Genomic DNA, 21,556 nt, shown 5'->3' with positions numbered 1-21,556 from the left:
AAATTATGAGACAAAGTTTACAAACAGCTTTTTCTTGTTCTTCTTTTCTTCTCTCCTATCCTGAACTAGGGTGGAGAGAAGCTGTAACTGAATTGCAAGAAGAGGTTGAAACAATAGAACAGGAAGACGTTAAAGCGTCACTTACAGCCTTTATAAAGCAAGCGCTAGATAAAACGAATGATCAACTCATTGATAGTTACGTATATACATTCGATTTTGGTAAGAAAACAAATATGTATCTTACTTATATGAACACTGGTGAACAAAGAGAAAGAGGTATTGAATTACTGGAGTTAAAACAGCATTATAAAAAATCTGGTTTTGAAGTAACAGATAAAGAATTACCTGATTATTTACCGCTATTGCTTGAGTTCTTTGCAAATGCAAATGAGATAGACAGTGAACCAATTATGAGTAAATACACGGAGAATATACAAGCGTTACACGTTCAATTAAAAGAAGCAGACAGTATGTATGAACCAATTCTTGCGGCTGTTCTACTCGCTATCGAAACATGGGGTGTACAGACAAATTAGAAAGGAGAGTTGTTAAAATGATGGATCAATTTCTATGGGTATTGTTTCCCTATATCATTTTTGCAATCTTTATCGGTGGACATATTTTTAGATACAACTATGATCAATTTGGATGGACATCAAAATCTAGTGAACTATTAGAAAAGAAGATGCTCCGGGTCGGGAGTCTATTATTCCACTTTGGGATCATGTTCGTAATTGGCGGTCATGTTATGGGAATTTTAATTCCAGAAGCTGTATACCGTTCAATAGGTATCTCTGAGCATATGTATCATGTAGTAGCAATTAGTTTCGGACTTCCGGCAGGTGTTGCTTCTATTATCGGTTTAATTATATTAACGTACCGCCGCGTAACTGTAAAACGTATCATTGCAACGAGTACAAAGGGAGATTATATTGCGCTTATTTTATTACTTATCGTAATGCTAGCAGGGCTTTCTTCAACATTTTTAAATATCGATTCAAAAGGATTTGATTATCGTACAACGATTGGCCCTTGGTTCCGAAGTCTCTTTATTTTCCAACCGAAAGTTGAATATATGATGGAAGTACCAATATGGTTTAAAATTCACATTCTCGCAGGGATGGGGCTTTTCGCAGTGTGGCCATTTACAAGACTTGTACATGTATTTAGTGCCCCAATTAAATATGTAAGCCGTAGTTATGTGATTTACAGAAGACGTATTCCTAATGAGTTGAAAAAATAATACTGCTGTAAACGGATAGGAGCTAATGGTTAAAACGAAACGAGGTCTAATATGGAAGGCCTCGTTTTTGTTTACATAGGGAATAAACGTTAATAAGTAGTTTAAATTGAAAAAAGATTAGCATCTAAATAAGATGCTAATCAATGCTACAAACAGAAGCAGAGCAATCTTCACAAGCAATTTCACATTTTAAAAATTGTAAATCGTGGATTGTAATCTTTCCTTTATGAATTGAAATTGTACCTTGCTTTTTTAATTCATTTAACATTCGATTTACACTTTCACGTGAAGTTGCACAGAAATTAGCGAGTTCTTGATTCGTTAATGGTAAATCGATGAGAATACCATTTTCTTTTAATACACCGTAACTATTTGTCATTCGTATAAGAGTAGAGTACAGGGCACCTTTTTTGCCGTGTAATACTAAATCTCGGAACTTCGTTTGCATTCTTCTTAAATGTTCACTAATCCATTTCATAAATTCAAATACAAGAGCGGGTTTTTGGAGTAATGCTTTTTCTAACGCTTCACGTTTTATTACACCTACTTCAACATCTTCAAGACATTTTGAGTTTAATAAATATTTTGCATTATCCGTGAACAATGTTAATTCTCCAATAATGTCATATTCCGAACAAATTCGAAGTGTTAATTCTTGTCCGTCAGCACTAAGTTTACTAATTTGTACTTTCCCTGAGTGAATGATATAGAGTTCTGTTGCCTCCATACCTTCTTGAAAAATAAAACTACCTTTTTTTATCTGCATTTTATATTCAACAGATGCAAGTAATTCTTTTAAATCTTGAGATAATGTCATACTGTTTGCCACAGTGATCACCTTTCTTCTTATAAGCAATACATTTCCTATTTTGAGTGTAAGTATGATGAAAATGCAAGAGCTATTTAAAAATAAATTGAAATTTCAATGACCGTAAGGAGGAGTAGCTAAAGATGTGAACAAAATGCGAACAGATTTGTGAAAATTTTTTGAATGGGGAAAGTGATGTGAGAAAAGTCACATTGAATATGTAGCTTCTTTTTTATAATGAAGGCAAATAAAAAAATGAAAACTTACTAAGGATTGCAGCAGAAAAGAAGGGATATAGATGCACGAGAACATGAAAGATTCTTTAAAGCGGCCACTTCAAGATTTACGCATTTCAGTTATTGATCGTTGTAATTTTAGGTGCACATATTGTATGCCTGCTGAAGTGTTCGGACCTGATTATGCTTTTTTACAGAAAGAGTGTTTATTAACATTTAATGAAATAGAAAGGTTAGCTAGATTATTTATAAGTATGGGAGTTAATAAAATTAGGCTTACTGGCGGTGAACCTTTATTGCGTAAAGACTTACCGAAATTAATTGCAAGACTTACAAATCTAGAAGGCTTAAAAGACATTGGACTCACAACAAACGGAATTCATTTAGCAAAACAAGCTAAGGCGCTAAAAGACGCGGGATTAAAACGTGTAAATATTAGTTTAGATGCGATAGAGGACCATGTCTTCAAAAAAATTAACGGAAGAAATGTAAGTACAAAACCTGTACTGAAAGGAATAGAAGCAGCAAATGCTGCTGGATTAGAAGTAAAGGTAAATATGGTCGTAAAAAAAGGGATGAATGATAGTCAAATTCTTCATATGGCGCGTTATTTTAAAGAAAAAGAAATTCAGCTCCGTTTCATTGAGTTTATGGATGTAGGCAGTACAAACGGATGGAATTTTGAAGAAGTCATTACGAAGGAACAATTAATAGAGAAAATTAATCGTGTATATCCAATTGAGCCCGCTCAGCCCCGTTATTTTGGAGAGGTTGCGAAATTGTATCGATATGTAGGGAGTAATGCAGAAGTTGGATTTATTACTTCTGTTTCTGAGTCATTTTGTTCTTCTTGTACGAGAGCTCGTATTTCGGCAGACGGCAAGTTTTTCACATGCCTATTTGGAGCGAAAGGAACGGATTTGCGAACGCTTCTTCGAGAAAATATTTCTGATGCATCACTATTAAAAATTTTAAATGATACATGGCGATATAGAACAGATCGATATTCAGATGAAAGAACGGTTGAGAATACAAGTAAACGTCCAAAAGTTGAAATGTCTTACATTGGTGGATAGTGAAAGGAGGATTTCTTATGCAAGAGCGTTATTCAAGACAAGTGTTGTTTTCTGGAATTGGTGAAATGGGACAAAGAAAAATAAGAGAAAAGCATGTGCTCCTAATCGGTGCGGGTGCGCTAGGAGCTGCGAATGCAGAAGCACTTGCTAGGATGGGAATTGGGAAATTGACAATTGCTGATCGTGACTACGTCGAATGGAGTAATTTACAGCGGCAGCAGTTATATACAGAAGAAGATGCGCAGCAGTGTAAACTAAAAGCAATTGCAGCAGCAGAACATGTAAGAAAGATTAATTCTGAAGTGGAAATTGTACCAGCTGTAACAGATGTCACAATGCGAGAAATAGAAGAGTTAACAAAAGATGTGGATCTCATATTAGATGCGACTGACAATTTCGATACGCGTCTACTTATAAATGACATTTCACAAAAAGAAAATATACCTTGGATATATGGCGGATGTATTGGGAGTTACGGTGTAACGTATACAATTCTTCCTGGGAAAACACCATGTTTTCGCTGTCTAATGGATCATCCTATGGGCGGTGCAACATGCGATACAGCCGGAATCATTCAGCCAGCTGTACAAATGGTCGTTGCTCACCAAGTTACAGAGGCGATGAAAATATTGGTGGGTGATTATGAATCATTAAGAGGGACGATGTTGTCATTTGATATTTGGAACAATCAATATCTCTCATTAAAAGTAAATAGACAGAAGAAAAGTACATGTCCTTCTTGTGGGAAATCACGAACGTATCCAAGCTTAATATTTGAAGCGCAAATGAAAACGGAAGTGTTATGCGGACGGAATACAGTTCAAATCCGTTCAGGAATAAAGAGAAATCTTAATTTAACCGAAATTCAAAAACGATTACAAAAAAGTGTACATGTCAAAAAAACGCCTTACTTACTATCATTTCTAGTTGATGAATATCGTTTTGTTTTATTTATAGACGGTAGGGCATTTATTCATGGGACAAATGATGTGAAAATAGCAAAACGATTATACGCCAAATATATAGGATGAACAGAAAAATCGTTTTTTCCTTATTAAAACGAGGTGAAAAAGAATGTTAGATAAACGTATACCAATTCCAGTAGCAGAAGCAGTTGCTCGTGTAATGAAATATGCCTACCAAGGTGAAATGGAAAAGGTTTCTCTTATAGAAAGCTACGGTAGAACACTTGGAGAAGATGTTATTGCAGATCATGATGTTCCGCATTTTGATCGCTCTCCATACGACGGGTTTGCGATTCGAGCGGAAGATACAAAAGAAGCGAGTAGTAGTAACCCCATTCAATTTGAAGTAATTGGCGAAATTGGAGCAGGCTTTGTTTTTACAGAAGAAGTGAAAGAATTTCAAGCTGTCCGTATTATGACAGGTGCCGCAATTCCGGAAGGGTGTAATGCGGTTGTTATGTTAGAGCTAACGGAAGGATTTGAAGAAAACGAAAAGATTTATATGGTATTAAAACGCTCTTTCTCTTCTGGCGATAACATTTCTTTTAAAGGAGAAGATGTAAACCAAAATAGCATCCTTGTGAAAAAAGGGACTGTTATTAATCCTGGAGTAGCAGCGCTTCTTGCTACGTTTGGTTATAGTTCCGTACATGTTATAAAACAGCCGGTTATTGGAATTGTAACAACAGGAAGCGAACTGCTTGAAGTACATGAACAATTAAAGCTAGGGAAGATTCGAAATAGTAACTCTTATATGATTGCTGCTCAAATTGAACGAGCCGGCGGAGTTGTACAGTATTATGGGCAATTCGCTGATGATTTAGAGACGTGTTATAACACTGTAAAAAAAGCGATGAAAGAAGTCGATATTTTAATTACAACTGGTGGCGTTTCGGTAGGAGATTATGACTATTTACCTGCTATTCATAAGAGGTTACAAGCTAATATACTTTTTAACAAAATAGCGATGCGACCAGGAAGTGTGACAACTGTAGCTGAGGTAGAAGGAAAACTACTATTTGGTTTATCTGGTAATCCTTCTGCTTGTTATGTCGGATGTGAGTTATATGTTCGACCAGTCATTGGAACATATTTGCATAGGAAAGATCCACACATTTATCGTGCAGAAGCAATTTTACAAAAAGACTTTTCGAAAGCAAATCCGTTTACTCGTTTTGTAAGAGGGAGAGTGGAATTTGTAGATGGTCAATTACAAGTTACACCAGTTGGTTTAGATAAATCTAGCGCAATTTCTTCACTTGCAGAAGCGAATGCATTTATCGTTTTGCCGGGGGGAACGAGAGGATTTGAAGCCGGAATAATCGTTTCGGTACTGTTATTAGAATCAAACGTCGGAAGTGAGTGGCCGTGGGATGAACCGCTTCGATCATATAAATAATAGAAAATAGATTGCTAACTTATACAAAGATAAGAGGTGCAAAATGACACATACGTATTATGAAGTAATTGATACACCTATTTCAATTGAGGAAGTTACAAACAAAGTAATTCGTCGTGAGTGTGGCGCAGTTACTACTTTCGTTGGTACTGTTAGAGAATTTACGAAAGGGCGTCGTACGCTACATTTAGAGTATGTAGCATATAAAACAATGGCAGAAAAACAACTTGAGAGAATTGGTACTGAAGTAGGAGAGAGGTGGCCTGGGACATTTGTCGCCATTACACATCGCATTGGTACATTACAAATTTCTGATCTTGCTGTTGTCGTCGCTGTTTCTACACCACACCGGAAAGCTGCATATGAGGCGAACGAATATATTATGGAGCGTATTAAACAAATTGTTCCAATTTGGAAGAAAGAGTTTTGGGAAGATGGTGAGTCATGGATAGGTGATCAGTTAGAGAAGGTAACATATGCAAATGGTGAGCCTGGAAAGGGGATGAGTATATGATTGAAGTACTATTATTTGCACATTTACAAGAAGAAGTAAGTAAGCCAGCATTACACATAGATTGTGAAAATATTACAGTTGCGAAGCTGAAGGAAGTTCTGATTAAGGAATATAATGTAGCAATTTCAAACGAGATTATGGTCGCGATAAATGAAGAATACGCAAATGAGGATGACATCATTCAAACTGGCGATATCGTAGCGATGATTCCGCCAGTAAGTGGTGGTTGATTCTTTTCAGCCTAATCATGTAAGAACGTGATTAGGCTGGAGGGAATGAATATAACTACGTATACATAGGAGGGAACAGGATGAAAAGTCCTAATTTTCAATTAAGTTTACAAACTTCTAATCTAATTATAGGTTTTATGGTATGGGTCATTTTATCATCATTAATGCCTTATATTAAAGTGGATATCCCATTAACTGCGGGGCAAATTTCTATGGTCACAGCAGTACCCGTTATTTTAGGTTCTGTTCTTCGCATTCCAATTGGTTATTGGACAAATCGTTTCGGAGCAAGAAAATTATTCTTTATTAGTTTTATTCTATTATTACTTCCTGTCTTTTATATTAGTGTTGCCAATTCTATGATGGATTTAATTATTGGTGGATTATTTGTAGGAATCGGTGGTGCTGTATTCTCTGTAGGAGTAACTTCTTTACCAAAATACTTTCCGAAAGAGAGTCATGGTTTTGTAAATGGTATTTACGGTGTCGGTAACGCCGGAACAGCAATTACTTCATTTTTAGCGCCTGTTATCGCAACTTCAGTTGGCTGGAGAACGACAGTACAATGTTATTTAGTTTTACTTGCAGCATTTGCACTTATGAATTTTTTATTAGGTGATCGTAGGGAGAAAAAGGTGAATACACCATTAATGGAACAAATAAAAGGTGTATATAAAAATGAGAAACTTTGGTTTTTATGTATCTTTTACTTTTTAACATTCGGATCATTTGTCGCATTTACAGTATACTTACCAAACTTTTTAGTATCTCACTTCGGATTAGAGAAAGTAGATGCTGGTATGCGAACTGCAGGATTCATCGTACTCGCAACAATTATGCGTCCGATTGGTGGTTGGCTCGGCGATAAGTTTAATCCATTTAAAATATTAATCTTCGTATTTATCGGTTTAACACTTTCAGGTATTATTTTATCATTCATGCCTAGTATGAACGTGTATACATTTGGTTGCTTACTAGTCGCATTTTGTGCAGGCATTGGTAATGGTACAATCTTTAAACTCGTTCCAATGTACTTCTCAGAACAAGCAGGTATTGTAAATGGACTCGTTTCAGCTTTAGGGGGACTAGGAGGGTTCTTCCCGCCCCTAATTTTAACATTACTATTCCAACTAACAGGCCATTATGCAATTGGATTTATGGCATTATCAGAAGTCGCACTTGCTTGTTTAATCATTACAGTGTGGATGTATAGTCAAGAAAAGCTGTTAGTGATGTTAAAGAATCATTAATAAGGAAAAAGAACCATCCCAAAGTATTTTGGGATGGTTCTTTTAGTAATAGGCTTCAACATGTTTTTATTGATCTCTCAATAAACGCTTGTTTTCTATAAGAATGTGCTTTTAAAATGAAGATGTCAAAAGTTATTCAATTAAAGGGCAGATTAGTTAAGGAAATCTTAAATCTATTCTAAAGATCGAACTCATTTTTAGAATGCAAATATTTAATTGAATCGGGATGTTTAGATGAAAAAAATATAAGTCCACTCAAGATAAACAAGTATCAGGTGTGTTAGGTAGTTTAAGCGACAAGTATAGGATTGATGCAAGTATCCTTCGCATAGTAACTGCATTATCAGATTTTTTTAGGGCCAAATTTTTTGGTAAGGTTAATGGATATTGTGAAAAAGTATACTTAAAATAAAGAAGATAGTTTAGGTCAATAAGATAAAATTATGAATTTGTATAAATAATCCATAATTTTCTTTATGAGTTATATTTGGTATGTTAAAGAAAAGAGAGGAGAGGAGAGGGAAATGAAATAAGAATTTTTGATGCACATTTTCATATTATTGGTTTAAGTTTTTCTGATTATTGAGAATTGAAGGGGTTTTCCGACTGATTAAATGTGATTCATATTTAGTAAAGTGTTTAATCCAACTAAAATATATTTAGAATGAGGTTTTACATGTTTGTTTTTATTATACTAGACGTAATATTACCAATATTAATATTAATGCTAATTGGTGCAATCTTACAAAGAAAGTTCCAATTTAACTTAAAGCAGCTTTCTACACTTATTACTTATTGCTTAATGCCAGCGGCTGTATTTGTGAATATATATGATATTAGTATAGAGACAGGTTTGTTGCTCCAAATAATATACTATTTAATGCTTTATAGTCTGAGTCTGATCATAGTAAGTCATTTCATTTCAAAAACATTAAAGTTAGAAAAAGGAGAAAGTGCAGCTCTAAAAAATAGCATTTCGTTAATGAATTCCGGTAATTATGGGTTACCAGTAAGTCAATTGATTTTCAGTCACAATCCAGTGGGGGTTTCCATTCAGATTTTTATTGTGATTTTCCAGAATCTTTTAACTTATTCATATGGGATATATAACTTACTATCAGCAACAAAAACAATCGGAGGTATTATTCAATCATTTCTAAGACTGCCTGTATTTCATGCGCTCGTATTAGGGGTTCTCTTTCAATCTTTTAAAATTCAAATACCTAATTCTATCTTGCTACCTCTTAATCAGCTTGCGAATGGTTTTGTTGCAATAGCACTCATATTGCTAGGGGCGCAATTATCCAACATTAAACTTAATTTTTTCCATCGAGTCATAACATGGGCTTTAATTGGAAGGTTACTGATGGGACCATTATTAGCACTTGCTGTAATATACATACTAAACATCGATGGTATTGTTGCACAATCGTTATTTATTGCAAGTTCTTTTCCTACTTCAAGAAATACATCAACCATTGCTATGGAATATCAAATAGAGCCTGAATTACATGCACAAATCGTTTTATTTTCAACAATTTTCAGCATTATTACAGTAACTGTCGTTATTTATTTATCATATATTTTGTTTTGAATATACGTGCAAAAACGAAAAGATTTGAGGCGGTAAATGATGGACAGAAGTCCTATAGATATGAGAAGAAAGCAGTCTTTCATATATTGGGTGTCGTTTACAATTGTACCATGTTTCAAAATCTAGTGATTTAATTCAAAAAAAGAAACTTATTAGGGTTTATTTCGTATGGAAATCTTTAAAGTATTTACATATAGACTTGCGAAAAAAAGACACAATCTCGCTTATAATTAAAGTTATATGAGCTTAGGGTGATAGCGATGGGGTGGGAGTGTCAAGTAAGAATTTTATGCATAATTGCCACTAAGGGAGATGATTAAAAGTTGAGTAAACAGAATATCAGCACAATAGTTTCAGGAGATTTGATTGTTACCCATCTAATTGGCCAGATTAATACAGAAGATGTGTATGAATGGTTTAATGATTTTGAGCAGGTTTGTCAGCAATTTATTTCTGAGGGTCGGAAATACAAAGTGTTGGTGGATAGAAAAGGGTATACCCCAAATCATTTTTCTGTTCAAAAAGTATGGAAAGATAAGTTCTTCAATGAAACCATTTTGAATCATAGTAAGGCAATTGCATTTCTTCTTGAAGAAGGAGAGATACTGAAGTATTTACAACAATCCAATACAAAAGAATCCGTGGAGTTTTTTGATGATTATGAACAAGCGCTAATTTGGTTGAATGAATATCCAATATAAAAACTGAATAGAAAGAGTTGCTCGTAATGTTACACTTGTCATGAAATTTATTTGTTTACAAGTTGCAAACACCATTTATTTTCTTCATAGATTACTTGTGAAATAAAAGAACGGAACTACAACAAAAAGAACAAACGTCCCCTAAAAAACGTTTGTCCAAAGGTAATTACTATTTTAACTAAGAAATAGATTACAATTTATGTGTACGAGAAATCTTTTTTATAAGTTTAGGCAATATAGATGTTAGTTCTTGCTTCAAACGCTTCGTAAATGATGGATCTTTACCAGAAGTTGAAATAGTGACAACATATTCATTATTTCTTATAACGCCAGGTGTGTGAAAAGATGATTCTGTACCATCACTTACAACGTTAACCCACTGGAAATCATGAGCGGCCTGTTTGACCATCATATTTACAGCGTGTTGATTTGTAGCTGCATAAATAAGGTGAGCATCTTTAATATCATCATTACTAAAAGCTTTTTGCTTCCAAGTAATATAAGAAAGTTCCTTCATTTCCTCGCAAATTTCTGGGCTGACAACAGTGACGAAAGCGCCTGTATCTTTTAATCTAGACGCTTTTCGATATGCAATTTTACCTCCACCAATGATAACAACGACTTTATTTTGTAGATTAAACATAAGAGGGTACATGTTATACATATATGCATTCCTCCATTCGTTCTAACAATGTTAGTTTCATATATGTATCAAACTGAAGACAGTTACAAGTCGTAACATGATTATATTTTTTTGTATGCAATTCAATTTTTTGAAGTAATAATCCGGTAAAGAGAAGGTATGGCATGACATATACATGGGACGCAGTCGATGTTATATCCTTGAGCTCGGCAGTAAAAGAGGGAGTTCCTTTCGTTAAAAAGGAACAGGATACTGGCATACCAAGTTTTCGTTCGACAGCTGCTCCGATTAGTTGTAACTCATGTATCGGTTGTGTATCACTACTGCCTCGTCCTACGAGTAAAATACTACTATTTTGCATTGGCATAGCTTCACGTATTCTTTTCACTACAAGTTCCACCATATGTGGATGTGTACTAAAAGGAGGTACAACTGAAAATGTTATTTGTGGATATTTCTTTTGTAGTTGTTCTATTTCAAAAGGAATATCACGTTTATAGTGAGCTGCTGCAAATAATAAAACAGGTACAATCATTATTTCAGTTACTCCCTCTATTATCGTTTCTGTAACTGCATCCGAAATAGTAGGTGTCGTTAGTTCTAGAAAAGCTATTTTTTGAATTCTTTCGTTTCGCTCTTTCATAACAGATTGAATTAATTGAATGAATTGTTCATTACCTTCTTGTAGCCGGCTCCCATGTCCAACATATACAATTCCTTTCATTGTCTTACCATGTCTTTCTTCATAAGAGTTTCTTGTAATTGATGATCTACGTTATGAAACCCAACTTTATTTGCATAGTATAAAGTTGGAACGTCGGTATACGAGAATGGGAGAGTAAGAATATTGATAAAGCCAAGGCGTTTTATTTCTGCTAGAAACGTATCAATAGAAGCACGACCTTCAAATACAATGCTATCCCATGAGAATTCAGAAAGCATACGTGAATGAATTTCATCGAAGCGATGATCAATTGTGTACTCATGAGTCATCATATAGGAACCAGCACCAATTTTTTCTTGTATAAAAGCAATTCGGTTAATGTTTCGTCCTAAATAAAATGTTGTATTGGAAGAGAACTCTGCTTGTTTACTTAGTAGCCCATATTGCATAAGTTTTTCTTGAGTGGCAACGTTCATATGTTGTAGTTGCGCTTGTAAAGAACGAATATCTTTTTGGTGTTTACTACATGATTGCATCAATATTTCTACACTTTCAGCTGAACAAAAAACAAGACGATTAACGTTAAAAATTTCATTGATTTGTTCAAGTGTTAATGTGTATTCTACCTTTTTGAAAGTAGGAATTTGATATATTTCTGCACCGGCTTCTTGTAACTTTTGCTTCATTGAACTTGTTTTATTCGTTGCAGATGCAAATAAAACTTTTTTCTCGTGTAATGGTTTACGTTCTTTCCAAGCGATCTGATCCCGTAAGGAAACGACATCACCAATAATTGTCATAGAAGGATTAGAAATATTTTCGTTTTTGACAATAGAAACAATGGTAGACAGTGTCCCTGTGACAACGCGCTGTTTACCAGTTGTACCCCATTCAATGACTGCTACTGGCGTATCTTCTTTTTTTTCTGCTTGTAGTAAGTTTTCACAAATTGTAGGTAAGTTTTCTATACCCATGTAGTAGGCAATTGTGTCGCTATTGTGAGATGAATTATATTTTCCATGGTCGGTTAAAGGACCTTTTGCATGTCCGGTTAATAAAGTGACGCTATTACTGTAGTCACGGTGGGTGAGGGGAATACCTGCATAGATACTAGCGGCGATGCTAGATGTAATACCTGGTACAATTTCATATGGAATATTTGCTGATGCTAAAGTCTCTGCTTCTTCACCAACACGGCCAAAAATAGATGGATCTCCGCCTTTTAAGCGGACTACGATTTTTCCCTCTTTCGCAAATTGAAGGAGGTGTGCGTTAATCATTTCTTGACGCATAGTATGATTCTTTGGCATTTTTCCGCAATAAATAAGTTCACATGTTTCTTTTGTATAATTAAGAAAGGAAGGGTTTAATAAGCGGTCATATAAGACGATATCTGCACGATTTAAGCACTCTATCGCTTTTTTTGTAATAAGCCCTTCATCACCTGGTCCTGCACCAACTAAATATACATATCCGTTCATATTCGCACCTCGTCTATTTTTATTTAAAAGGAAGCCAGGGGAGGCTTCCTTTTGTAAATTACATGTATATATAAATATCTCCGTCAATAACTTCTACTTCATACGTTTGAATACAACCATCATCAGGTTTTTGAACTTCACCTGTTAGTAGTGAAATTTTCCAATCATGTAGTGGACAAAAGACGAATTCTCCAGATACAATACCTTCCGCTAATGGCCCGTTTTTATGAGGACAACGATTTTCTACAGCTTGAATATCGCCATTTGAAAGGCGGAATAGGGCGATAGACATACCTTTCATTTGTACCTCTTTACCGATTTGAATAGGAAGGTCTTCTGCACGCATAACTTTTATTTTTTCTTTCGTTTGTATCATATAGATCACAGCTCCTTATTTCACAGTTTCTACTTCATACATCGCTTTTAATGATTTCGTTTCTAGTGCTTGTCCCCATGCTTCTTTATATGTGCCACGAGCTTTTTGGAAACGTTCATTTAACTTAGTGACCATATTTGCATCTTGCAGTATTTCCTTTATGTGATCGAAGCCTAATCGTTCTGTCCAGTAGGCAGTACGCTCTCCATAAATACCAGTTTCACGATAATACTGCATGTAAGCTGTAGCGATGCGAAGGACATCATCTTCAGTAGGGACAATCATTACAAAATCAGCTTCGCGTACTTCCGTACCACCATTTCCGCCAATATAAAGTTGGTATCCATTTTCGACACAAACAACGCCAAAATCTTTCGTCAGTACTTCCGCACAGTTACGCGGACAGCCCGTTACACCCATCTTCATTTTATGAGGTGTATCTACCATTTCTAATGATTGTTCAAGCAACATACCAAGTCCTAATGAATCTTTCGTACCGAAACGGCAGAAACGAGAGCCAACACATGATTTTACATTACGAAGAGATTTTGAATACGCATATCCAGAAGCCATATTTAATTCAGCCCATACGTTAGGTAAATCTTGTTTCTTAACACCGTATAAGCCAATTCGGCTCGCACCTGTAATTTTCACAAGTGGAACATCGTACTTTTTCGCAACTTCAGCAATTTTCATTAAATCATCTGCTGTTGTAACGCCTCCGTACATACGTGGAATAACAGAGAAGGTACCATCGTGCTGGATGTTACCATTCATTCTTTCATTCACAAAACGGGATGATTTATCATCTTCATATTCTTCTGGAATCGCCATACGTAAATAGTAGTTTAAAGCAGGACGACATTTCGAACATCCATCTTCATGTACAAAACCAAGAACGTTTCGTACTTCTTTTGGAGATTTTAAACTTTTCTCATGAATGGCCGCTACGACTTCATCACGTGATAAAGGTGTACATCCGCACATACCGGTAGACTGTGCAGAAGCATCAAAAGCATCTCCAAGTGTATGAGATAAAACTTGTTCTACAAGCGGACGACATTTACCACAAGACCCTGCGGCTTTCGTACAGGCTTTAACTTCTTCAAAAGTCTTTAACTCCTGTTCTAAAATGGCGTGAACGATTGTGCCTTTCGTAACACCATTACATCCGCAAATTGTGTCATCCGCACTCATAGTAGCAACGTCAAGTTCACATTCTTCACCAGCTTTGTGAAGAATGGAAGCTGGTGTATATTCTTGTATATCTTCTTCTTTCTTTAACATGCTAAAGAGGCGGGTACCGTCAGCTGTATCACCGTATAAAACGATACCGACGACTTTATTATCACGAATTAATACTTTTTTATAGGAACGTTTACATTCATTAAAGATGGATATTGCTTTCGTTTGATCATCTTCATAAATTTGGCCAGCAGAGAATAAATCACAACCAGCAACTTTTAATTGTGTACCGACGATACTGCCCGAATATCCATCAGTTTGTAAATTTGTTATATGTTTTGCTAATATCGCACCTTGTTCATAAAGAGGAGCAACAAGTCCATATGCGATACCGTCATGCTCTGCACATTCTCCAACTGCATAAATGGACTCATCATTTGTTAGCATATAGTCATTGACTACAATACCGCGATTTACAATTAGACCAGCATCTTTTGCTATTTGCGTATTTGGGCGTATACCGACAGCCATTACGATTAAATCACAATCTACAACTTCACCATCTTCAAATTGAATGCCCTCAACATGGTCTGTACCAAGAATTTTTACAGTTTTCTTTTCCATTAAAAACTTCATGCTTTGTGCTTCTAAATCTTCACGCAGAAGAGCAGCTGCTTTCGTATCTAGTTGTTGCTCCATTAAGCTAGGCATTAAATGAACAACATGTACGTCCATTCCTAAATCAATTAGACCTCTTGCGGCTTCTAAACCGAGTAACCCGCCACCAATGACAACGGCCTTTTTCTTTTCTTTAGCGGTATCTATCATAAATTGTGTATCTTCAATAGTTCGAAATCCTGTTACACCAGAAAGTGCGGAACCTTCAACAGGTAAAATAAAAGCACTAGAACCTGTTGCGATAATGAGCTTGTCGTATGTAAGAGTACGCTTCTTTTCTGTAATAATAATTTTTTCTTCTCGGTTAATACTTTGAACTCTTTCATTCGTATACAAAGTTATTTCGTTTTCTTCATACCAACTGTATTCATTCATAATGATATCTTGCATATTTGTTTTGCCTTGTAAAACATGAGAAAGCATAATGCGGTTGTAGTTTGGATGCGGTTCATCTCCAAAAATAGTAATCTCATATGAATCACTATCATGTTTTAAGATTTCTTCCATACAGCGAATGCCAGCCATACCATTTCCGATCATAACTAAACGTTTTTTCATTTTCGTTTCCCCTTTTTATGTGAAATATTGAACAAAGGATTATATTTTTATTATAGAAAATCAAATAAGGGGAAGATGTGATATTTATCACATTTTTATAATGATTCACAAATTGTTGAAATTCGGTTTTATGTGAAGGGGATGTGAATATTTTTCGCAAAACGAAAAAGCAGGCCATAAGTATTTACACTCATGTCCTGCACTTGATTTATGCTTTCGTAATGGCACGCGGAAATAAAATATTATTTTCTAAATGAATATGCTCAAATAAATCAGACTCTAGAGCTTCAAGACGTTGGTAGACAAGTCGATAAGTACCGCAAGCGCCTTCTGGAGGAGTAAAGTCATTTGTCACTTTACGAAGTTCTTTTATAATATTTCCGGCATGATTGTGCTCATTTTCTAGTTCATCCACTACTTTACGTAACTTTGTATAATTTTCATCAGTTGGATTTTGTTCAAATTCTAAAATTAATGGGAAATCTTCCATTTCTTCTTTAATTAAATGCTGTTCTAATTCCATTTTAAGTTCATGAAATAGCTTATGAATTTGAGCTAAATGAGGCTGACTTGCCCCATGAACACGTAATACTTTTGTCACATATGGACTTAACTGTGGTAATTCTTCATTTAAATAGCGATGATGCTTATTTATAACATAATCAATCAATTCACGATAAGAAGCATTTTTCCAATCAATTTCCGATTCATTTAATCGTTTCGTATTATGATAAAGCGTATTTAACTCTGTAAGCACTTCAGTAGCGGATAAATTTCTTTCATGAATTGCATCAATAAGTGGCTTATTACCGCCACAACAAAAATCTATTCTATATGATTTAAAAAGATCACTAGCTTTCGGAAATTGTGTAACAATCTCACCAACAATTGAAGTTTCAGTAAATGTATGTTCCATATGAATGCCTCCATAAAGTTTTAATGTAATATCTAAATTAAGAATAGCGATAAATTAAAATCTATGTAGTGATTGAAATCACTTATTCTGTGTCGTTTTTGAGAATAATAAGAAGAATGTTATTAAAATAAGGGGGAAAGTAATAAGTGGTAATATTTTACGTTAATAAAAAAGAAGCTTAGTAAAAGCTTCTTTTTTATTACTATTTTTCACATGCAATTCCATCGCCATCACGATCAAGATGAGAGCTATAACCTGGTTGCCCTTTATGTAAAGGAGCTTTCCCAGCTGCTCTAACTGCAGCACAATTTTTGTAGTATGCACTATCAGTATTACCATTAGCTGGTTGTGTTTGAGCTTGCTGTGCTTTTTGTTCTTCTTGTTGTTTACGAGCTTGTTCATCAGCCTGACGTTTTTGTTCTTCTTGTTGTTTACGAGCTTGTTCATCAGCCTGACGTTTTTGCTCTTCTTGTTGTTTACGAGCTTGTTCATCAGCCTGACGTTTTTGCTCTTCTTGTTGTTTACGAGCTTGTTCATCAGCCTGACGTTTTTCATCCTCTTGCTTACGAGCTTGTTCTTCGGCTAGACGCTTCTCATCTTCTTGCTTTTGAGTTTTTTCGTCTGCCTCTTTCTTTTCTAGCTCTTTTTTCTGTTCGCTATCTTTTGGCTCTTCATTATTAGAGGCAACTTTTGTACTAGTTGCTGTCGTTTTTTCAGAAGAAGGAGCTGAAATACCTAATAACGCAACAAAAATGACAAATAATACAGCTGTAATAATAAATTGTTTTTTCGCTACACCTGTTTTCTTAATAACAGATAAGATTGCTAGAACAAGGAAGAATATAAATAGAATGAAACTTAAAGTAGAAAAAAACTCGACGACGGGGTGTTCCGATTTTGTTGTACCGGCCGTTATTAATATAATAGAAATCATAAAAAGAATAACGGTAGGACGTCCATATTGTTTTGCTTTTCCATTTTTCTTAAAGAATGAAATGATACATAAGATTAAAAGAATAAAAGCAATAAAAAATAAAGCTGCACCAATATTACTTAAAATCGACATTTTCATACCTCCATTTGTAAGATTCTTCTTATTGATTATATAGGAGTTTATTGGATATTACACGGTTTGTATAAATTTAGAAAATTAATATTTTTAATAGACTTATAAACATTTATTTTATATATAAGGAAAAATGGATATATTTCCTATTACTTTTTGAAAGAGATTTCATAAATTATAGTATATCGATTGAAAGGAGGAGATTTGAATGGAATTTCAATTGTTGGTAACTTGTATATTACAAGAAGGTAATGCTTACTTTTTAGTAACGAAGGTAGATGATGTTATTACGTTAAAAGTACCGATTACTGCGGGAGTAGCAGGTTTATTTTTAGCTTTAGGTGTACCAAGATGTTCTTAATTTAAATCTCTATAGTAGAAGGGGAAGGGACATGCCTTCCTTTTCTACTATTACATAATATAATTATGTAAACTTAAATATCATATTTGTGATAGCACGTTTGAAATGGACATGCATATACTATAATGTTTCATTGGATGTTAGCGGTGAAAGGTAGTTTTAATAAGTGCATCCAGTGATATTTTTAAGCTATGAAAATAAAAGAGGTGCTATTATATATGAAAAGAAAAACATTGGATATTCCAGTTACATTGCGAAGAGAGTGGTTTTTAATAGAGTTAGCTCATTTAACGAAAAAATATGGAATTGAAATTGCAACTAGTAAAATGGATGCTGCACCGTTTTTAAGAGATCAAGTTACGGAGTCAAAGATAGGGAAAGGCCTACAATACGATAAATATGATGATGAGTATATAATTGAAAATTAAAGGGTAACAACAAAATTAAATTAATTTATAACAAAATATAAAATAAAGCAGATTCTAAATATAGAATCTGCTTTATTATGAAATACTTGTAGTCAACTAGCCTCTTTCTAGTGTTTTTCCTACATATTTCTCTTGCGTTATTCCAAAAGAGTCACGAAGAATGCGAGCATAATCTTTAGATTCTATTGGTCGTTTATTTTTGGTGCCTTTAAAGGTTTCTGTATAATTTTTATTTGTTAATGATATGTGACCATAAGTAGTTAATTTACAAGTGATAGCTCCTTTATTAAAAGGAGATTCTTTATGCTCTACAATCACTTTTTGAATCTTATTCACTTTTTTCTCATCTATTGGATCTACAGTGAAAGCATAGCCTATTTTCCATTCGTTTGAAGGTTCAGATTGTAAGAAACTTGTAGATTCCCCGTTAGCTCCTTTTCTCATTTCTAAAATATGCGTACCTTTTCGAGTATTTCGCTTACGAATTCGATATTCTCCTGTTTGAGAGGAGATGACTTCTCCGTTAAAAGGGACTGGATGTAAAGGGAGATGAGATGCAAAACCTGCATCCACAACATAATCTTTATCCTCATGACTTAATATGATAATGACATGACCATCATCGGGTTTCCATTTATTATCGTAAAGGTCATAAACAGTACCGGCTACTTTGTATACTTGAAACCCACAATCAATTAAAAAATAATACAATAGGGAGTTTAATTCATAACAAAGTCCACCTCGTTTTTGAATAAGTAACTTTTCTATTAAGTTATCTTTTGAGATATTTTTAATAGTACCAGCCATAATATCAAGATTTTCATAGGGGAGAATCATTCCCATTTTCAAGAGAATTCCATCTAAATCATCAAATGTTATTTCTTTTGCAGGAATTTCTAAGCGTTTAAAAAACTCCTTTTGTAATTTGGTCATCATAAAGTATTCTCCTTTCTTTTTACAGAATTTTCTTCTGCTCACCGATAGGTTAGTACTTCTAAAAAGTTAATTCAAGTGTGCGGAAATTATCATAATATATGTTTCTGGAAATATGATTTTCTATTCGGAAATTTCAGTTTAATTTTTAATCGTAGGAAAGTCTTATAATACAAGCTCCTTTAAAATTAGTTTGTATTTAATGAAAAGAAAGTACATATCTTTATTATATTTTTAAATAACTAACTAGTAATAAAATGTTTTTTTACTAAAATTTTTTCAAGATTTGTATGCTTTATATAAACAATAATGATTTAAAAAATATCTGGGTGTAGCGAAGTTAACAATTATTGAGAAACTTTTTTGTCGTATTCTATCAAAAGGAAGAGGTAGAAACAAAGAGAATAACGAGAGTTAAGGAAGAGGGTATACAACTAGTAACCTTCTAAAAATAGGGCTAACATCTTTTAAAAATAAAAGATTAGCTATTATTAAGGAAGGGAAAATATAAAATATTATAAAGAACACCTTCTTTCAAAAAAATAGGGGGAGTAATATGCGACTGATGAGAAGATGTGTGGCCTTACTAATTGTATTTTTTATCATGGCTCCAACGATTAGCACAAATGTACAGGCAGAAGTTATAAAAGAGCTTGGAAAGGGGTTTCCTGATACAGAAGTATTCACACCTGGAGAATGGTTTTTAGGCCAAAAACCTGCTAATTATGATGAGAATAAACCGCCAATTCTCTTTGTACAAGGAAGAAATGGTAATGCTGATAGTTGGTATGGAAAGACAGTATATCATGATATAAATGATATGTATGATTATGCTTTAAAAGCAGGCTATCAAACAGTGTTTATACAATTGTATGATGCTGCAGGGAAAGGTTCCGCTAGTCAGTGGGATAACGGAAAGTTGTTAGCACAAAAACTTGAAGAAATATATAATCATTTCGGTAAAAAAGTTAATATTGTAGCGCATAGTAAAGGTGGTATTGATACACAAGCCGCATTAGTTGAATATGGTGCGAATCGATTTGTTGGAAATGTTATTACACTTGCTACACCGCATCACGGCTCAAATTTAGCAGATTTGTCATATAGTTGGTGGGCAGGGTGGCTTGCTTCTATATTAGGTCAAAAAGATGATGGTACGTATTCGTTACAAATAGGTGAAATGGCAAAGTTTCGTTCAATAATAGATAACAACCCAGCAGCTAAATTAAACCGTTACTATACGGCTACTGGAACTAGCTGGGGGCCAACATTTTCTGCATTATCTATGGGTGGGTTATATTTATCATCGTACGGTTCAAATGATGGACTAGTAAATGAATGGAGTGCGAAGCTATCGTACGGTACACATTTATTTACAGATTCCAGATTTGATCATGACAATATAAGAAAAGGATCAGCTGTTTTTGCACGAATTGAACCATATTTACGTACGACAAATGTGGGATTACCAGCTTTAGTAGCATCCAGCACTAGTTCAAATGGAGATCTAGAACAATTAAATACAACTTCAAATCAAAATATTTTAGGAGGCGAATTACCACAAAATCAGTGGATAGAGCAAACCGTTACAGTTGATAAAAAAGCGGAAGGAATCGTTTCTATACTAACTGCTTCTTCTGATGTAGAAGTACAAATGGTATCTCCAAAAGGAAAAATCTATGCAAATAAAGATAGCGCTATAACTACTGGTGAAGGCGAATCTTTTTTTAATGGGGCGACAATTAGAACGTTTAAGTTTGATAAATTAGAAGTAGGCGAATGGAAAATCAAAATGATGGCGAAGCAGTCGAAAGATGCATATTTAGTTGTAAGCGATTACAAGGATGACGCACCATTTGTTCTTCGAATGCCTACAAAAGTTAAAATAAATAAACCTGAGTATAAACTGAAAAAATCACCTGTAGCACCTGAAATGAAAGGGGATCTTTCCATAACAGTAAGAGTCGTTAATAAAGAAGGTAAGTTAGTCTCTGAATTTAATGAATTACAAAATGTTAATACGAATACATTTACAGGTGCTTTGAAAGATATAAAACAACCGGGAGTATATAACGTTACGATGGATATAAAAGGGATGAATAAAGAAGGAAAACCATATAATCGTACGATTGTTAAGTCGGTTTATGTAGAGAAATAAGGAAGAATAAATAAGTATAATAAAAAGTGCAGAAATCTTGTGTTAGAAAGAATTCTGCACTTTTTTATGTGGGGAGAGATAATAAAAGTTGAA

The 21,556-nt window shown here is 34.4% G+C and carries 22 protein-coding genes and 1 pseudogene; 14 read left to right on the top strand and 9 right to left on the bottom strand.

Going from position 1 to position 21,556, the window contains the following annotated elements; all coding sequences use genetic code 11:
- Positions 1–5 precede the first annotated feature (5 nt).
- Both narJ and narI read left to right on the top strand, forming a co-directional pair.
- Positions 6–536, top strand: coding sequence for a nitrate reductase molybdenum cofactor assembly chaperone (gene narJ / locus ACK1U5_RS08240; RefSeq protein WP_001249923.1), 531 nt, complete (start codon positions 6–8; stop codon positions 534–536).
- 17 nt (positions 537–553) lie between these two features.
- Positions 554–1,243, top strand: coding sequence for a respiratory nitrate reductase subunit gamma (narI, locus tag ACK1U5_RS08235; protein ID WP_000969225.1), 690 nt, complete (start codon positions 554–556; stop codon positions 1,241–1,243).
- Positions 1,244–1,379: 136 nt separating this feature from the next.
- On the opposite strand, the gene ACK1U5_RS08230 is transcribed toward narI, so the two are convergent.
- Positions 1,380–2,072 carry a Crp/Fnr family transcriptional regulator gene (locus tag ACK1U5_RS08230; protein ID WP_000013866.1) on the bottom strand — a complete coding sequence of 231 codons (693 nt, stop codon included), beginning with the start codon at positions 2,070–2,072 and terminating at the stop codon, positions 1,380–1,382.
- Between the two features lie 277 nt (positions 2,073–2,349).
- On the opposite strand from ACK1U5_RS08230, the gene moaA reads away from it, so the two are divergent.
- The 9 genes and pseudogenes from moaA to ACK1U5_RS08185 all read left to right on the top strand — a co-directional run bounded on the left by moaA (position 2,350) and on the right by ACK1U5_RS08185 (position 10,016).
- Positions 2,350–3,363, top strand: coding sequence for a GTP 3',8-cyclase MoaA (gene moaA / locus ACK1U5_RS08225; RefSeq protein WP_000545033.1), 1,014 nt, complete (start codon positions 2,350–2,352; stop codon positions 3,361–3,363).
- Positions 3,364–3,380: 17 nt separating this feature from the next.
- Positions 3,381–4,394 carry a molybdopterin-synthase adenylyltransferase MoeB gene (locus tag ACK1U5_RS08220; protein ID WP_069604796.1) on the top strand — a complete coding sequence of 338 codons (1,014 nt, stop codon included), beginning with the start codon at positions 3,381–3,383 and terminating at the stop codon, positions 4,392–4,394.
- Positions 4,395–4,437: 43 nt separating this feature from the next.
- Positions 4,438–5,727, top strand: a complete 1,290-nt coding sequence (locus ACK1U5_RS08215) for a molybdopterin molybdotransferase MoeA (protein WP_000884819.1) — start codon at positions 4,438–4,440, stop codon at positions 5,725–5,727.
- Between the two features lie 43 nt (positions 5,728–5,770).
- Entirely contained in the window at positions 5,771–6,241 is a 471-nt protein-coding gene (locus ACK1U5_RS08210) for a molybdenum cofactor biosynthesis protein MoaE (RefSeq protein ID WP_069604795.1), read from the top strand.
- Positions 6,238–6,471, top strand: a complete 234-nt coding sequence (gene moaD, locus ACK1U5_RS08205) for a molybdopterin converting factor subunit 1 (protein WP_000573673.1) — start codon at positions 6,238–6,240, stop codon at positions 6,469–6,471. Before ACK1U5_RS08210 ends, moaD begins: the two co-directional genes overlap by 4 nt.
- Before the next feature lie 80 nt (positions 6,472–6,551).
- Positions 6,552–7,721 carry a nitrate transporter NarK gene (narK, locus tag ACK1U5_RS08200; RefSeq protein ID WP_000841858.1) on the top strand — a complete coding sequence of 390 codons (1,170 nt, stop codon included), beginning with the start codon at positions 6,552–6,554 and terminating at the stop codon, positions 7,719–7,721.
- Between the two features lie 238 nt (positions 7,722–7,959).
- Positions 7,960–8,088, top strand: a pseudogene (locus ACK1U5_RS08195) (PspC domain-containing protein); the annotation flags it as partial.
- 309 nt (positions 8,089–8,397) lie between these two features.
- Complete coding sequence (locus ACK1U5_RS08190; protein WP_000497508.1) at positions 8,398–9,315, top strand: AEC family transporter; 918 nt, start codon at positions 8,398–8,400, stop codon at positions 9,313–9,315.
- 323 nt (positions 9,316–9,638) lie between these two features.
- Complete coding sequence (locus ACK1U5_RS08185; RefSeq protein WP_000043364.1) at positions 9,639–10,016, top strand: STAS/SEC14 domain-containing protein; 378 nt, start codon at positions 9,639–9,641, stop codon at positions 10,014–10,016.
- Positions 10,017–10,206: 190 nt separating this feature from the next.
- Here ACK1U5_RS08185 and ACK1U5_RS08180 read toward each other — a convergent pair whose 3' ends face one another.
- The 7 genes from ACK1U5_RS08180 to ACK1U5_RS08150 all read right to left on the bottom strand — a co-directional run bounded on the left by ACK1U5_RS08180 (position 10,207) and on the right by ACK1U5_RS08150 (position 17,583).
- Positions 10,207–10,680, bottom strand: a complete 474-nt coding sequence (locus ACK1U5_RS08180) for a precorrin-2 dehydrogenase (protein WP_069604794.1) — start codon at positions 10,678–10,680, stop codon at positions 10,207–10,209.
- Positions 10,673–11,383, bottom strand: coding sequence for a sirohydrochlorin chelatase (locus ACK1U5_RS08175; protein ID WP_069604793.1), 711 nt, complete (start codon positions 11,381–11,383; stop codon positions 10,673–10,675). The genes ACK1U5_RS08180 and ACK1U5_RS08175 overlap by 8 nt, the downstream gene beginning before the upstream one ends.
- Positions 11,380–12,804, bottom strand: a complete 1,425-nt coding sequence (locus ACK1U5_RS08170) for a uroporphyrin-III C-methyltransferase (protein WP_069604792.1) — start codon at positions 12,802–12,804, stop codon at positions 11,380–11,382. Before ACK1U5_RS08170 ends, ACK1U5_RS08175 begins: the two co-directional genes overlap by 4 nt.
- Before the next feature lie 58 nt (positions 12,805–12,862).
- On the bottom strand, positions 12,863–13,180 hold the full coding sequence (nirD, locus tag ACK1U5_RS08165) for a nitrite reductase small subunit NirD (protein ID WP_000616684.1): 318 nt from the start codon (positions 13,178–13,180) through the stop codon (positions 12,863–12,865).
- 15 nt (positions 13,181–13,195) lie between these two features.
- The gene (nirB, locus tag ACK1U5_RS08160) at positions 13,196–15,601 is read right to left on the bottom strand and encodes an NADPH-nitrite reductase large subunit (protein ID WP_000746949.1); all 2,406 of its coding nucleotides are present in this window, start codon (positions 15,599–15,601) and stop codon (positions 13,196–13,198) included.
- 208 nt (positions 15,602–15,809) lie between these two features.
- Positions 15,810–16,517, bottom strand: a complete 708-nt coding sequence (gene ric / locus ACK1U5_RS08155; RefSeq protein ID WP_000401360.1) for an iron-sulfur cluster repair di-iron protein — start codon at positions 16,515–16,517, stop codon at positions 15,810–15,812.
- 202 nt (positions 16,518–16,719) lie between these two features.
- Complete coding sequence (locus ACK1U5_RS08150) at positions 16,720–17,583, bottom strand: excalibur calcium-binding domain-containing protein (RefSeq protein ID WP_000025810.1); 864 nt, start codon at positions 17,581–17,583, stop codon at positions 16,720–16,722.
- A gap of 208 nt (positions 17,584–17,791) precedes the next feature.
- Between ACK1U5_RS08150 and exsG the strand changes: the two genes are divergently transcribed.
- Positions 17,792–17,944, top strand: coding sequence for an exosporium protein ExsG (gene exsG / locus ACK1U5_RS08145; RefSeq protein ID WP_000395679.1), 153 nt, complete (start codon positions 17,792–17,794; stop codon positions 17,942–17,944).
- Between the two features lie 218 nt (positions 17,945–18,162).
- Positions 18,163–18,372, top strand: coding sequence for a hypothetical protein (locus ACK1U5_RS08140; protein WP_000824207.1), 210 nt, complete (start codon positions 18,163–18,165; stop codon positions 18,370–18,372).
- A 96-nt stretch (positions 18,373–18,468) separates the two neighbouring features.
- Here the strand turns inward: ACK1U5_RS08140 and ACK1U5_RS08135 are convergent, their stop codons facing one another.
- Positions 18,469–19,308, bottom strand: a complete 840-nt coding sequence (locus ACK1U5_RS08135; RefSeq protein WP_000988428.1) for an arylamine N-acetyltransferase family protein — start codon at positions 19,306–19,308, stop codon at positions 18,469–18,471.
- Positions 19,309–19,861: 553 nt separating this feature from the next.
- On the opposite strand from ACK1U5_RS08135, the gene ACK1U5_RS08130 reads away from it, so the two are divergent.
- Complete coding sequence (locus ACK1U5_RS08130) at positions 19,862–21,463, top strand: esterase/lipase family protein (protein ID WP_001238691.1); 1,602 nt, start codon at positions 19,862–19,864, stop codon at positions 21,461–21,463.
- Positions 21,464–21,556 lie beyond the last annotated feature (93 nt).

This window comes from Bacillus sp. XB1 (assembly GCF_053557995.1).
The sequence above is the reverse complement of the archived record's forward strand: the minus strand, read 5'-3'. Positions and strand labels throughout refer to the sequence as shown.

Bases quoted from the DNA above. Each gene is read 5' to 3' on its own strand.
- narJ (WP_001249923.1), top strand. From the start codon at position 6: ATGAGACAAAGTTTACAAACAGCTTTTTCTTGTTCTTCTTTTCTTCTC.
- narI (WP_000969225.1), top strand. From the start codon at position 554: ATGATGGATCAATTTCTATGGGTATTGTTTCCCTATATCATTTTTGCA.
- moaA (WP_000545033.1), top strand. From the start codon at position 2,350: ATGCACGAGAACATGAAAGATTCTTTAAAGCGGCCACTTCAAGATTTA.
- ACK1U5_RS08220 (WP_069604796.1), top strand. From the start codon at position 3,381: ATGCAAGAGCGTTATTCAAGACAAGTGTTGTTTTCTGGAATTGGTGAA.
- ACK1U5_RS08215 (WP_000884819.1), top strand. From the start codon at position 4,438: ATGTTAGATAAACGTATACCAATTCCAGTAGCAGAAGCAGTTGCTCGT.
- ACK1U5_RS08210 (WP_069604795.1), top strand. From the start codon at position 5,771: ATGACACATACGTATTATGAAGTAATTGATACACCTATTTCAATTGAG.
- moaD (WP_000573673.1), top strand. From the start codon at position 6,238: ATGATTGAAGTACTATTATTTGCACATTTACAAGAAGAAGTAAGTAAG.
- narK (WP_000841858.1), top strand. From the start codon at position 6,552: ATGAAAAGTCCTAATTTTCAATTAAGTTTACAAACTTCTAATCTAATT.
- ACK1U5_RS08190 (WP_000497508.1), top strand. From the start codon at position 8,398: ATGTTTGTTTTTATTATACTAGACGTAATATTACCAATATTAATATTA.
- ACK1U5_RS08180 (WP_069604794.1), bottom strand. From the start codon at position 10,680: ATGTATAACATGTACCCTCTTATGTTTAATCTACAAAATAAAGTCGTT.
- ACK1U5_RS08175 (WP_069604793.1), bottom strand. From the start codon at position 11,383: ATGAAAGGAATTGTATATGTTGGACATGGGAGCCGGCTACAAGAAGGT.
- ACK1U5_RS08170 (WP_069604792.1), bottom strand. From the start codon at position 12,804: ATGAACGGATATGTATATTTAGTTGGTGCAGGACCAGGTGATGAAGGG.
- nirD (WP_000616684.1), bottom strand. From the start codon at position 13,180: ATGATACAAACGAAAGAAAAAATAAAAGTTATGCGTGCAGAAGACCTT.
- nirB (WP_000746949.1), bottom strand. From the start codon at position 15,601: ATGAAAAAACGTTTAGTTATGATCGGAAATGGTATGGCTGGCATTCGC.
- ric (WP_000401360.1), bottom strand. From the start codon at position 16,517: ATGGAACATACATTTACTGAAACTTCAATTGTTGGTGAGATTGTTACA.
- ACK1U5_RS08150 (WP_000025810.1), bottom strand. From the start codon at position 17,583: ATGTCGATTTTAAGTAATATTGGTGCAGCTTTATTTTTTATTGCTTTT.
- exsG (WP_000395679.1), top strand. From the start codon at position 17,792: ATGGAATTTCAATTGTTGGTAACTTGTATATTACAAGAAGGTAATGCT.
- ACK1U5_RS08140 (WP_000824207.1), top strand. From the start codon at position 18,163: ATGAAAAGAAAAACATTGGATATTCCAGTTACATTGCGAAGAGAGTGG.
- ACK1U5_RS08135 (WP_000988428.1), bottom strand. From the start codon at position 19,308: ATGATGACCAAATTACAAAAGGAGTTTTTTAAACGCTTAGAAATTCCT.
- ACK1U5_RS08130 (WP_001238691.1), top strand. From the start codon at position 19,862: ATGCGACTGATGAGAAGATGTGTGGCCTTACTAATTGTATTTTTTATC.